This is a genomic window from Streptomyces sp. NPDC020742 (genome assembly GCF_040641675.1).
GTDB lineage: Bacteria > Actinomycetota > Actinomycetes > Streptomycetales > Streptomycetaceae > Streptomyces.
The window spans coordinates 19564-32563 of record NZ_JBFAEA010000044.1; the positions used below are offsets into that span (position 1 = coordinate 19564).

Annotated in this window: 11 protein-coding genes; 7 read left to right on the forward strand and 4 right to left on the reverse strand. The window is 72.2% G+C overall.

The features are described from left to right. Positions 1-47 precede the first annotated feature (47 nt). From AB0G84_RS35385 to AB0G84_RS35400, 4 genes are all read left to right on the forward strand, one after another. Positions 48-1289, forward strand: coding sequence for a DUF5931 domain-containing protein (locus AB0G84_RS35385; RefSeq protein ID WP_361330569.1), 1242 nt, complete (start codon positions 48-50; stop codon positions 1287-1289). Next, the gene (locus AB0G84_RS35390) at positions 1286-1957 is read left to right on the forward strand and encodes a response regulator transcription factor (RefSeq protein ID WP_361330533.1); all 672 of its coding nucleotides are present in this window, start codon (positions 1286-1288) and stop codon (positions 1955-1957) included. Before AB0G84_RS35385 ends, AB0G84_RS35390 begins: the two co-directional genes overlap by 4 nt. A 248-nt stretch (positions 1958-2205) precedes the next feature. Continuing rightward, entirely contained in the window at positions 2206-3234 is a 1029-nt protein-coding gene (locus AB0G84_RS35395) for a 6-phosphofructokinase (RefSeq protein ID WP_361330536.1), read from the forward strand. A 191-nt stretch (positions 3235-3425) separates the two neighbouring features. Continuing rightward, positions 3426-4442 (forward strand): 2-hydroxyacid dehydrogenase, encoded by a 1017-nt coding sequence (locus AB0G84_RS35400; protein ID WP_361330539.1) that lies wholly within the window; start codon positions 3426-3428, stop codon positions 4440-4442. Here the strand turns inward: AB0G84_RS35400 and AB0G84_RS35405 are convergent. After that, positions 4408-6423, reverse strand: coding sequence for an anthranilate synthase family protein (locus tag AB0G84_RS35405; RefSeq protein ID WP_361330542.1), 2016 nt, complete (start codon positions 6421-6423; stop codon positions 4408-4410). The two genes, AB0G84_RS35400 and AB0G84_RS35405, sit on opposite strands and share 35 nt — an antisense overlap. A 288-nt stretch (positions 6424-6711) precedes the next feature. On the opposite strand from AB0G84_RS35405, the gene AB0G84_RS35410 reads away from it, so the two are divergent. Then, complete coding sequence (locus AB0G84_RS35410) at positions 6712-8061, forward strand: class II 3-deoxy-7-phosphoheptulonate synthase (RefSeq protein WP_361330545.1); 1350 nt, start codon at positions 6712-6714, stop codon at positions 8059-8061. Between the two features lie 178 nt (positions 8062-8239). Beyond that, entirely contained in the window at positions 8240-8524 is a 285-nt protein-coding gene (locus AB0G84_RS35415) for a (2Fe-2S)-binding protein (protein WP_361330548.1), read from the forward strand. 40 nt (positions 8525-8564) lie between these two features. Here the strand turns inward: AB0G84_RS35415 and bfr are convergent, their stop codons facing one another. Continuing rightward, positions 8565-9041 carry a bacterioferritin gene (bfr, locus tag AB0G84_RS35420; protein WP_361330551.1) on the reverse strand — a complete coding sequence of 159 codons (477 nt, stop codon included), beginning with the start codon at positions 9039-9041 and terminating at the stop codon, positions 8565-8567. Positions 9042-9188: 147 nt separating this feature from the next. On the opposite strand from bfr, the gene AB0G84_RS35425 reads away from it, so the two are divergent. Beyond that, on the forward strand, positions 9189-9821 hold the full coding sequence (locus AB0G84_RS35425) for a sulfite oxidase-like oxidoreductase (RefSeq protein WP_361330554.1): 633 nt from the start codon (positions 9189-9191) through the stop codon (positions 9819-9821). 67 nt (positions 9822-9888) lie between these two features. Here AB0G84_RS35425 and AB0G84_RS35430 read toward each other — a convergent pair whose 3' ends face one another. After that, the gene (locus AB0G84_RS35430; RefSeq protein WP_361330557.1) at positions 9889-10788 is read right to left on the reverse strand and encodes a deoxyribonuclease IV; all 900 of its coding nucleotides are present in this window, start codon (positions 10786-10788) and stop codon (positions 9889-9891) included. Between the two features lie 49 nt (positions 10789-10837). Further along, a complete protein-coding gene (gene pknB / locus AB0G84_RS35435) occupies positions 10838-12793 on the reverse strand; it encodes a Stk1 family PASTA domain-containing Ser/Thr kinase (protein WP_361330560.1) in 1956 nt (651 codons plus the stop codon). Positions 12794-13000 lie beyond the last annotated feature (207 nt).

Here is a 13000-nt window from a genome sequence, read left to right on the forward strand (position 1 = left end):
CCATGACCGCACGGCGCCACGGCAAGCGCCCCCCGAAGGTGCTGCGGATGTCCGTGGAGCTCCCGCTGTGGCGGGCGATCACGGGCTACCGCATCCTCACCCTGCTCTACACCCTGTGCGTGTTCGCGCTCTCGTACCGCAAGTACGAGCATCCGCTGGGCGCCGCCGCGTACCTGGCCGCGCTCACCGGCTGGATGGTGCTGACCTGGCGCCGGACGAGCTCCCCGGAGCGCTGCACCCGGGGCTTCCTCATCGCCGACCTCGGCATCGCGGTCGGCGGCATCCTGTTGACGGTGCTGGTCGAGAGCCAGGCCCGCATCATGGACGGGGCGCCGACGCTGCCCTCCATCTGGACGGCGGGCGCCGTACTGGGCTTCGCGATCAAGGGCGGCTGGCGGTGGGCGGCGGCGGCCTCCAGCGTGGTGGCGGTCGCCAACCTGGTGGAGCGCGGAGAGCCGGCCCGCGACACCATCCGCAACGTGGTGCTGGTGTGGGTGGCCAGCGTCGCCATCGGCTACGTCGTCGAGGTGGCGCGCGCCAGTGAGCGCACCCTCGCCCGCGCCCTGCAGATCGAGGCCGCCACCCGCGAGCGGGAGCGGCTGGCCCGCGACATCCACGACAGCGTGCTGCAGGTCCTGGCGATGGTGCAGCGGCGCGGCGCCGCGATCGGCGGGGAGGCGGCGGAGCTGGGCCGGATGGCGGGCGAGCAGGAGGTCGCGCTGCGGACCCTGGTCGCCGGCGGACTGGTACGGCCGGCCGTAGGGGCGGCTGCGTACGCCTCGGCGGCCCCGCCGGACGGCGGGCACCCGGCGGGCCGGGCGGTGGCCCCCGTGGCGGGCGCCCCGGGCCCGGACGGCGGCGGAGCCTGCGACGTCCGGGCGCTGCTGGCGCCGTTCGCCGGTGCCGGTGTCACCTTCTCCGAGCCGGGCGCCCCAGTGGAGTTGCCGGCCGCGGCGGCGGCGGAGCTGGCGGCCGCCGTCAGTGCCGCGTTGGACAACGTACGGGTCCACGCGGGGGCCGCCGCCCAGGCGTGGATCCTGGTGGAGGACGAACCGCACGCGGTGATCGTGACGGTCCGCGACGACGGCCCCGGCATCCCCGAGGGCCGGCTCGCGGACGCCGAGCGCGAGGGCCGGCTGGGGGTGGCCCTGTCCATCCGCGGTCGGCTGCGGGAGCTGGGCGGCAGCGCGGCGTGGGTCTCGGTCCCGGGCCAGGGCACGGAAGTGGAGTTGACGGTCCCCAAGGGCGCGGTGCCCAAGGGCGGAAGACGGGGGAAGGAACGCGCGTGAGCGAGCGGACGGGTCTGAAGGTCATGGTGGTCGACGACCACCCGATGTGGCGCGATGCGGTCGCGCGGGATCTGTCGGAGGCCGGGTTCGAGGTGGTGGCCACCGCCGGCGACGGCCTCCAGGCGGTGCGCCGGGCGCAGGCCGCCTCGCCCGACGTGCTGGTCCTGGACCTCAACCTCCCCGGCCTGCCCGGGGTGCGGGTGTGCAAGGAACTCGTCGGCGCCAACCCGGCGTTGCGGGTGCTGGTGCTGTCCGCCAGTGGGGAGCACGCCGACGTCCTGGAGGCGGTCAAGTCCGGTGCCACCGGCTACCTGCTGAAGTCGGCGAGCACCCAGGAGCTGCTGGACGCGGTGCGCCGCACGGCCGCCGGCGACGCGGTGTTCACGCCCGGCCTGGCCGGTCTGGTGCTCGGCGAGTACCGCCGGCTGGCCACCGAGCCCACCCCCGCGACCCCGGACGAGCCGGGCGCCCCGCAGCTGACCGAGCGCGAGACCGAGGTGCTGCGGCTGGTCGCCAAGGGCCTCTCGTACAAGCAGATCGCCGAGCGGCTGGTCATCTCGCACCGCACGGTGCAGAACCACGTCCAAAACACCCTCGGCAAGCTCCAGTTGCACAACCGCGTCGAGCTGGTGCGCTATGCGATAGAGCGCGGCCTCGACGAGGCCTGACCGCCGCTCTCTCCACCGGACCGGGGCCGCTCCGTCCACCGGCGGGGCCGCCCCGCTCACCGGGCCGGGGCCGCCCGGCCCGGCAGGCGCCCGCTCGTACGGGTGAACACCGCGCACCAACTCCCCGGTGAAATCGAGGAATCGCCCGTTCACCGCATCCCGAAGTGACCCAGATCACCATTAGCGTGACCGGCGTCCGATCGACCACGGCCGTTTGCGGCCACTGACGGGATGTAGGTGATGCAGCGATGCGGGTCGGAGTACTGACCGGCGGCGGCGACTGCCCGGGTCTGAACGCGGTGATCAGGGGCATCGTCCGCAAGGGCACCCAGGAGTACGGATATGACGTCGTCGGCTTCCGGGACGGCTGGCGGGGACCGCTGGAGGGCCACACGGTGCCGCTCGACATCTCCGCGGTACGCGGCATCCTGCCCCGGGGCGGCACCATCCTCGGCTCCTCCCGGACCAACCCCTTCCAGCAGGACGGCGGCGTCCGCCGGATCAAGGAGACCCTGGCCAAGGAGGAGGTCGAGGCGCTGATCGCGATCGGCGGCGAGGACACCCTCGGCGTCGCGGCCCGGCTCTCCGCCGAGCACGCGGTGCCCTGCGTCGGCGTCCCCAAGACCATCGACAACGACCTGTCGGCCACCGACTACACCTTCGGCTTCGACACCGCCGTCGGCGTCGCCACCGAGGCCATCGACCGGCTGCACACCACCGCCGAATCGCACATGCGGGTCCTGGTCGTCGAGGTGATGGGCCGGCACGCCGGCTGGATCGCGCTGCACTCGGGCCTGGCCGGCGGCGCCAACGTCATCCTCATCCCCGAGCAGCGCTTCGACATCGACCAGGTCTGCCGGTGGATCGAGTCCCGCTTCCGGGTGCGCTACGCCCCCATCGTGGTGGTCGCCGAGGGCGCCATGCCCAAGGACGGCCAGATGGTCCTCAAGGACGACTCCAAGGACTCCTTCGGGCACGTCCGGCTCTCCGGCGTGGGGGAGTGGCTGGCCAAGGAGATCGAGGCGCGCACCGGCAAGGAGGCCCGCACCACGGTGCTCGGCCACACCCAGCGCGGCGGCACGCCCAGCGCCTTCGACCGCTGGCTGGCCACCCGCTTCGGGCTGCACGCCATCGACGCGGTGCGCGACGGCGCCTTCGGCACCATGGTCGCGCTGCGCGGCACGGACATCGTCCGGGTGCCGATCGCGGAGGCCACCGCCCAGCTGAAGACCGTCGACCCGGCGCTCTACGCCGAGGCCGGGGTGTTCTTCGGCTGACCCGGCCGCTGTCGCCGGCCCTCCCCGCCGCTCCCGGGCGGCACCGCCGGGCGATGCGCCGTATATTCGCCGTACGCGGCATCTGCGGCAAAGGTGCCACATGCTGGATATGCGCCGCTGACGGCCCTCGCGCACCGCGGAGCCGCTCATCGGCGCAGACACGCAAGCCGGCGGATGAACCGGGAGAGTTCGTGGAGATCGTCGCCTTCGGGGTGCTCGCGGATGAGCGGCCGTACCTGGAGCGGGCCTTCGCCGGGCACCACCAGGTCCGCAGCCTGGACGTCTTCCTCAACCACGACACCGCCCCCATCGCGCACGGCTACGAGATCGTCAGCTCCAGCGTCAACGCCGACCTCGGCGCCGAGGTCCTGCAGGTTCTCGCTGCCGGCGGGACGAAGATGATCGCCCAGCGCGCCACGGGCTTCAACAACATCGACCTGGAGGCCGCGGCCGACCTCGGAATGAGCGTCGGCCGGGTCTCCCACTACTCGCCCTACGCGGTCGCGGAGTTCGCCTGGGGCCTCGCCCTCGCCGTCGACCGGCGGATCGTCCGGGCCGCCGCCCGCACCCGCAACTTCGACTTCCGGCTGGACGGCCTGATGGGGCGCGATCTGCGCGGCCGTACCGCGGGGGTGCTCGGCACCGGCAAGATCGGCGAGGCGTTCACCCGGATCGCCCATGGCTTCGGGATGAACCTGCTGGGCTGGGACATCGCCGAGAACCCGCGCTGCCTGGAGCTGGGCATGAAGTACGTCGCCCGGGAGCGGCTGTTCGCCGAGGCCGACCTGATCACCCTCCACCTCCCGCTGGTGCCGGAGACCCGGCACCTGATCGACGACGCCGCACTGGCCGCGATGCGGGACGACGCCATCCTGGTCAACTCCAGCCGCGGCGGACTGGTCGACACCGCCGCCCTCGTCAGGACCCTCAAGGCCGGCCGGCTCACCGGCGTCGGCCTGGACGTCTACGAGGAGGAGGCCGCCTTCTTCTACCGCGACAAGTCCCTGGACGTCATCGACGACGACACCCTCGCCCGCCTGATGACCTTCGGCAACGTCCTGGTCACCTCCCACCAGGCGTACTTCACCGAGGACGCGGTGGGCCAGATCGTCGACGCCACCGTGGCCAACGTCGAGGACTACCTCGCCCACCGCACCAACGAGAACATGCTGGTCACACGAGGACAGCTGCCAGCAGCTGCGCGGTGACCGCCGCCCCGTCCAGGGTCAGCACCGACTCCGGGTGGAACTGCACCCCCGCGAACCCCGGACCGCGCAGCGCATGCACCTCACCGGTCCCCGCGTCCCGGCTCAACTCCACGCGGTGCATGGCGAGTTCGGCCTCGGTGCGGTCGTCGCAGCGGGCCGTGAAGGTGTTGTAGAAGCCCACTGTCTCCGGGCGCCCGAAGAAATCGATCCGCTCCTGGGCGCCCTGGAACGGCACCTCCTTGCGGACGATCTCCAACCCCAGCTCCGCGGCGAGGAGTTCGTGCCCCAGGCACACCCCCAGCAGCCCGTGGCGGTGGGTGCGCACCAGCTCCGCGGTCAGCGACCGCAGCAGGCGCATCTTGGGGTCGGCGGCGTCCGTCGGATCGCCCGGACCCGGGCCCAGCACCACCGGCCCGGGGTGGGTCAGGGCCGCCTCCCGCAGCTCCGGCTCGTCGAAGCGCCGCACCGTTACCGTCAGCCCCGAGGTGCGCAGCAGGTGCGCCAGCATCGCGGTGAAGGTGTCCTCGGCGTCGATCACCAGGGCGTGCCCGCTCAGCTCGGCGGTCGGCGCGGTGGTCTGCATCCGCAGCCAGAACGGTGCCAGGTCGGCGCGCCGGGCATCGAGCGCGGCCCGCACCCGTGGGTCGTCCGCCAGCCGCGGCGGCGCGGCCCCGTCCGCGGGGCGGGCCGGCGCCTGCCGCACCCCCAGCGCGGTCAGCACGCCCGCCGCCTTGGCGTGTGTCTCGGCGACCTCCCCCTGCGGGTCCGAGGCGCGCACCAGCGTGGCGCCGACCGGCACCCGCAGCCGCCCGTCCGCTGCGATATCGGTGGTACGGATCAGGATCGGCGAGTCCAGGGTCTGCGCACCCCTGGCGTCCCGGCCGATCAGCGCCAGTGCGCCCGCGTAGTAGCCGCGCCCCCGGCCGTCCTGGCCCACCGGCTCGTGCCGCTCGATCACCCGGCAGGCGTTCTGCACCGGTGAGCCGGTGACCGTCGCCGCGAACATGGTCTCCTTGAGCACCTCGCGCACATCGAGGGTGGACCGGCCGCGAAGCTCGTACTCGGTGTGTGCGAGGTGTGCCATCTCCTTGAGCCGGGGCCCGATCACCACCCCGCCCCGGTCGCCGACGGTGCACATCATCTTCAGCTCCTCGTCCACCACCATCGAGAGCTCCTCGACCTCCTTGCGGTCGCCGAGGAAGGCCAGCAGGCTCTCGACGGTGGGGCCGCCGTCCGGGTAGCGGTAGGTGCCGCTGATCGGGTTCATCACGACGGTGCCGCCCACCGGCCGCCCGTCACTGCCCTCGGCCGGGAGCGCGTCGGACCCGGCCCGCTCGCCGGTCATCCGGACGTGCACCTCGGGGCTGGCCCCGACCAGCGTGCGCACGCCGGGCCGGTGCACCATGAACGTCCAGTACGCGCCCCGCTCCCCGGCCAGCAGCCGCCGGAACAGCGCCAGCGCGTCGGCCGCCGAGAAGTCCTCGATGGTGCCCTCGAAGGTCCGCCGGATGACGAAGTTCGCGCCCTCGCCGGTCCCGATCTCCTCCCGCACCACCCTCTCGACGATCTCCGCGTACGCCTCGTCGCTCACGTCGAAGCCGCCGCCCACGACCGCCACCTCGTGCACCGGCAGCGCCGCCAGCACCTCCGCCAGCGGCAGCTCGTAGGTCTCCCGGGGCCGCAGCACGGCCAGTGGGGTGCCGTCGTCGTGCGCCCGGAAGCCGCGCTCGCGGATCTGCCGGAACGGGATCAGCGCCAGCGCGTCGGTCACCGACGCGCCGGGCGCGCCGTCCCCCAGCGGGATGTCGGCCAGCTGCTCGACCTCGGTGACCTCGCCGATCAGCACCTCCACGGTGTCGGCCGCCTCCCGTCCGGGGCCGCGGCGGCGCAGCAGGGCGAACGGCGGCGCGGCGGGGTTGAGCAGCCGCCGGATGAGCGAAGCGGCGTCGGTACGGGGGGCGGCGGGGGGCTCGTGGTGCATGGCGGGTTCCTTCCAGGTGGGCCGGGAGAGCCGGTGGGCCGGGAGGGCCGGGGAAGGGGGCACAGCCGCCGGAAACGCCGAAGGCCGCCCCTCGGGCGGCCTTCGCGAAGTCTGTGGTGTGCGCGAATCAGTGGGCCGCCGGATGAGCGGTCCACCACCAGTTGCTGTTCAGAGCCGGTCGCGTGCACATGAGGGGCACCCTACCGGACCCGTCCGGGTGCCGAGCCGCGCGTCTCACAGTCCGGATGGCGGGCGGACAGGCCCACCGGACCCCGTAATGTTGGCCCTGTGACCGTGAACGCTGAAATCCACGCCGGTGGCAACACCTGGCGAGACCTGCCCGCGGCGCAGCAGCCTGACTGGCCGGACCAAGAGGCTCTGCGCGATGTGATCGCGGAGCTCGAGTCCTATCCGCCGCTCGTCTTCGCGGGCGAGTGCGACCAGCTGCGCGAGCGCCTGGGAGCGGTCGCCCGTGGTGAGGCGTTCCTGCTTCAGGGCGGCGACTGCGCGGAGGCCTTCGACGCCGTCTCCGCCGAGCACATCCGCAACAAGCTCAAGACGCTGCTGCAGATGGGCGCCGTACTGACGTATGCCGGGTCGGTCCCGGTCGTCAAGGTCGGCCGGATCGCCGGCCAGTACAGCAAGCCGCGCTCCAAGCCCACCGAGACCCGTGACGGGGTGACGCTGCCGACCTACCGCGGCGACTCCGTCAACGGCTTCGAGTTCACCGAGGCCGCCCGCATCCCGGACCCCGAGCGCCTGAAGCGGATGTACCACGCCTCCGCCGCGACGCTGAACCTCGTCCGGGCCTTCACCACCGGCGGCTACGCCGACCTGCGCCAGGTGCACGCCTGGAACCAGGACTTCGTGAAGTCCTCGCCCTCCGGGCAGCGCTACGAGGCGCTGGCCCGCGAGATCGACCGTGCGCTGAACTTCATGAACGCCTGCGGGGTGGACCCGGAGGAGTTCAAGACGGTGGAGTTCTTCTCCTCGCACGAGGCGCTGATCCTGGACTACGAGTCGGCGCTGACCCGCACCGACTCGCGCACCGGCAACCTCTACGACGTCTCCGGCCACATGGTCTGGATCGGCGAGCGCACCCGGCAGCTGGACGGTGCGCACATCGAGTTCGCCGCGCGGATCCGCAACCCGATCGGCGTCAAGCTCGGCCCGACCACCACGCCCGAGGACGCGCTCACGCTCATCGAGCGGCTCGACCCGCAGCGGGAGCCGGGCCGGCTGACCTTCATCACCCGGATGGGAGCGGACAAGGTCCGCGACAAGCTCCCCGAGCTGGTCGAGAAGGTCACCGCCTCCGGTGCGCAGGTCGCCTGGATCTGCGACCCGATGCACGGCAACACCTTCGAGGCGGCCTCCGGTCACAAGACCCGGCGCTTCGACGACGTGCTGGACGAGGTCAAGGGCTTCTTCGAGGTCCACAAGGGCCTGGGCACCCACCCCGGTGGCATCCACGTCGAGCTGACCGGCGACGACGTCACCGAGTGCGTGGGCGGCGGCGACGAGATCTTCGTCGACGACCTGCACCAGCGCTACGAGACCGCCTGCGACCCGCGGCTCAACCGCAGCCAGTCGCTGGACCTGGCGTTCCTGGTGGCGGAGATGTACCGCGACCAGTGACCCCGGACGGGACCTGAGTGGGGCGCGGATCCTTGTGATCCGCGCCCCACTGCGCTGTGCGGAGCCCCTCGGCGTTGTGAACCCCGCACCGGGCCAGGTAAGGTAAGGGTTACCTCACTCAAGATCGGCTGGACCGGTCGACGAGTCCTCCCCGAGCCGCCCCCGCGAGGTGAACTGCGTGTACGTCTGCTCTTGCTTCGGCATCACCGAGCAGCAGGTCCGCCGGCACGCGGAGAGCGGTGCCTGCACGCCCCGCCAGATCGCCTCCGCCTGCAAGGCCGGCACCGACTGCGGCAACTGCGTCCGCCGGATCCAGGCCCTGCTCGGCCGCGGCTCGTGCCCCCGTCGGGAGCTCATCGACGACGGCACCGCCGACCCGCTGGCGCAGGAGGACCGGGCGGGGTCGCAGCCGGTCGCGGGGGTGGGCGCCGCGGCGCCTGCGGCGCTCTCGGAGGCCGCGTAGTCCCCAGGGCCGTCCGGCCGGCTGCCGCCATGGCGCCCGGTCAGCTCGGCTGCTCGATCACCTGGGCGATGTAGAGCGCCTCCCCGAGCTTCTCGACCAGCTCCAGCTGGGTGTCGAGGTAGTCGATGTGCTGCTCCTCGTCCGCGAGGATGTCCTCGAAGATGTTCGCCGAGGTGATGTCGCCCTTGTTGCGCATCAGCTCGATACCGCGCTTGAGCCGGTCGATCGCCTCGACCTCGATCTGCCGGTCCGCCTGGAACATCTCGGTGACGGTCTGGCCCACCCGTACGTGGAAGAGCCGCTGGTAGTTGGGCAGGCCGTCCAGGAAGAGGATCCGGTCGGTCAGGACCTCCGCGTGCTTCATCTCGTCGAAGGACTCGGCGCGGGTGTACTTCGCGAGCTTGGTCCAGCCGAAGTTCTCCTGCATCTTGGCGTGCAGGAAGTACTGGTTGATCGCGGTCAGCTCGGCGGTTAGCTGCTCGTTGAGGAATTCGATGACCTCGGGGTCGCCCTGCATGGCAGCGGGCTCCTTCCACGCGAGAACTGGGCAGGTGCCGCGCATCCTCGCACCGCCGGGAAGGGGCGTCCAGTAAGTGCATGCTTAGTACGAGTTGCCCCAATCTCTCCCTTCCCTGGTCATCGGCACCCCTTCCGGTCTGACAACATGGAGGACATGGGTCAGCCGGAAAGCCGCGAAGGGGAGCATCCTCAGCTGCCCCCGGGGCAGCGGCTGCAGCGGGGCTGGCCGGTGACGCACTACGGGCCGGTGCCGAAGTTCCGCGCCGAGCGCTGGGAGTTCCGGGCCTTCGGCGCCACCGTGGACGGTGACAAGCACTGCTGGTCACACGAGGAATTCACGGCACTGCCGTACGCCACCGTCACCGCCGATATGCACTGTGTGACGAAATTCAGCATGCTCGGAGCCGAATGGGGCGGGGTGCTGACCAAGACCGTCCTCGACCTCGCACCCCCCGCACCCGACGTCACCCATGTGATGGTGTGGGCCGAGTACGGCTTCAGCTCGAACCTCCGGCTGGAGGACTTCGCCGATGAGCAGTGCCTCTTCGCCACCCACCGCTCCGGCGAACTGCTCACCGCCGAGCACGGCTTCCCGGTCCGCCTGATCGTGCCCCACCTCTACGCCTGGAAGGGCCCCAAGTGGGTCCGCGGCATCGAGTACATGCGGGCCGACCGCCGCGGTTTCTGGGAGGAGCGCGGCTACCACAACCTCGGCGACCCCTGGCGCGAGCAGCGCTACTCCTACCAGGAGGAGCCCGGCGAGGGCCCCGAGCTCTGACGGGTACACCGGGGCCGCAACGCCAGGGCCCACGAGGACCCCAAGGAGAGGACCCCAAGGAAACGCCCTAGCGCAGCCGCAGCTCCTTCAGCCGCGCCACGTCCGCGGCATGGCCTTCCTTGCCGCCCGGCGTCTCCACGACCAGCGGCACCCCGGCCGTCGCCGGATGACCGAACAGCTCCGCGAACGGCTCCGCCCCGATGTGGCCCGCGCCGATGTTCTCGTGCCGGTCCTTGTGGGCGCCGGCCACGTCCTTGGAGTCATTGGCGTGGATCAGCTTCAGCCGGCCCTCGCCGGTGACCTCCACCAGCTCGTCCAGCAGCGCCTTCACCCCGCCTGGCGCCGCCATGTCGTGCCCGGCCGCGAACGCGTGGCAGGTGTCCAGGCAGACGCCCAGCTTCGGGTGCCGGTCCAGGGCGTCGAAGTACGGCCCGAGGTCCTCCGCCTTGGCGCACAGCGACGCGCCCTGCCCGGCGGTCGGCTCCAGCAGCAGCCACGGGTCATCGGGGTGCGTCAGCTCCTCCAACAACGGCCGCATCCGCTCCTTGACCTGCGCCATCGCCACCTCGCGGGGGCGCCCCCCGGTCGCCGATCCGGTGTGCACCACCACCCCGAGCGCCCCGATCTCCCGGCCCCGGCGCAGCGAATGCCGCAGCGAGGCCACCGACCGGTCGACCGTCGCCTCGGTGTGCGAGCCGAAGTTGATCAGGTACGGCGCATGCACGTACGCCGGGATCCCCTGGCGCGCACAGGCCGCGCGGAACGCCTCGTCCTGCTCCGGATTGCCGGGCAGCGTCGCCCAGCCGCGCGGATTGGCCACGAAGACCTGGACGACCTCGTCGCCCATCTCCTGCGCGTACGGAATTCCGGTCTTCGCCAGACCGCCGGCCACCGGCACATGGCCGCCCACCGGGTTGCGGTCACGGGCGCGCCGCTCGGCGCCCTGAGGGGAGGAAGAGGTGCTCACGCACCCAGGGTGCCAGGTGCCGCACCGCGTGCGGCACCCGGCACCGGGGCTACAGCCCGCCCTTGAGCTCGATGGTGATCGTGCCGCCCTTGGGCGCCTTCTCGCCGCCCTTCACGGACTGCGAGTCCACCTCGTCCTCGGGGAAGAACCACGGCTTCTTCACCTCGACCTGGAAGCCGGCCGCGGTCAGCTCCTTCTTCGCCTCCGCGGTCTTCTTCCCGGTGACGTCCGGGACGGTGACCATCTGCGGGCCCTTGGAGAGCGCCAGGGTGACCGTCTCGCCCTTGCCCAGCTTGCCGCCCTCACCCGGTGTCTGCCGGGCCACGGTGCCCTTGTCCTCCGGCGAGAACACCGGCTCCGGCGCGATGCGCACCTGGAAGCCCGCCGCACGCAGCGTGGACTCGGCGTCCGCCCGGTCGCTGCCGATCACACCGGGCACATCGGTCGGGGAGCCCCGGCTGATGGTCAGCCCCACCGCCGTGTCGGGCCGCCGCTTGCTGCCCGCCGCCGGGTCGGTACCGATCACCGAACCCTTGGCCACCTCATCGCTGAACTGCCGGGTCTCGGTGCCCGGGATCAGACCGAGGTCGCGCAGCCGGCGCTTGGCGTCCGCGACCGGCGTTCCGGACAGGTCGGGGACGGCGACGATGTTCGGGCCGCGCGAGACGGTGACGGTGACCGTGACCGTACCGCGGATCCGGGCGCCGGTCGCCGGGTCGGTCTTCATGACGCGGCCCCGCTCCACATTGGAGCTGAAGCCCCGGGCGATCTTGACGTCCAGCCCCTCGTCCCGCAGCGTCTTGACCGCCTTGGCCTGCGGCATGTCCAGCACCGCCGGCACCTTGGTGAACTGGCCGGAGTTGATGTACCAGACGCCCGCGCCGACACCGAGGACCAGCAGCACCGCCGCGACGATGGTCGCCAGCCGGCGCCGCTGCAGCAGCCCCCCGGTGGGCGCCTCGGCCGCCGGGACCGGTCGCAGCCGGGTCGTCTGCTCGGTCGGCGGGACCTCCAGCCGGCTGGTGCGGTTCAGCTCCGCCCCGTCCGCCCCCGCCGTGGTCCGGGGTATCACGTCCGTGGCCTCCGGGTCGCCGCCCGCACCGGGGCCGGCCGTGGACACCTCGTTGGCCTGCGGCGGTACGACGTCCAGCTGCTCGTCGGTCAGCTCCGCTCGGGCCTCCTGCGCCCGTGACAGCAGCGCCACCGCGTCCGGCGGCCGCAGCTGCGGCTCGCGGGCACAGGCCAGCGCGACCAGCCCGTCCAGCTGCGGCGCCAGCCCGGGCACCAGCCCGGACGGTGCCCGTACGTCCTCGTGCAGGTGCTGGTAGAGGACCTGAGCCACCGAGTCGCCGGTGTGCGGCTTGCTGCCGGTCAGCATCTCGTACAGCACCACACCGCAGGCGTAGACATCGACGCGGGCGTCGGCGGTGCCGTGCTCCAGCTGCTCGGGAGCGAGGTAGGAGACGGTGCCCAGGACGGAGCCGGTCGAGGAGGTGGTGTTGGTGTCCACCGCCCGGACCAGCCCGAAGTCGGCGACCTTCACCCGGCCGTCGTCGCCGATCAGCACGTTCTCGGGCTTCATGTCGCGGTGCACCAGACCGGCCCGGTGCGCGGCCCCCAGGGCGGCCAGGATCGGCTCCAGGATGTCCAGTGCGGCCCGCGGCTGCAGGGCGCCCCGCTCACGCAGCACATCGCGCAGCGTGCAGCCGGCGACGTACTCCATCGCCAGGTAGACGTACGTCCCGTCCATGCCCTGGTCGAAGACGCCCACCACATTCGGGTGCGCCAGCCGCGCGACGGACTTGGCCTCCCGGATGAACCGGTCCACGAACGCCCCGTCCGCGGCGAGGCTGGGGTGCATCACCTTCAGCGCGAGCACACGGTCGAGCCGGGTGTCCACGGCCCGGTAGACCGTGGCCATACCGCCGGCCGCGATACGGGTCTGGACGCGATAGCGGCCGTCGAGCAGCTGGCCCACGAGTGGGTCTTGGAGCGTCGTATCCACGGGAGGGAAGTCTATTCGTTCTCCCCGGGTGGCTTTGGGGCGGCCGTGGCCTTGCGCGGCCGGCGGGCCCGTACGTTGTCGGCTGTCCCGCCGTGGGGGTTTGTCGTCGTTTCGCCTGCGGCGGGCGGTGCCGCTGCGCGGGGCTGTTGGGTGCGGTGACGGGCCGGAGGGGTCTGGTGTGTGGACTGCTTCGCTTTACGTCCACAC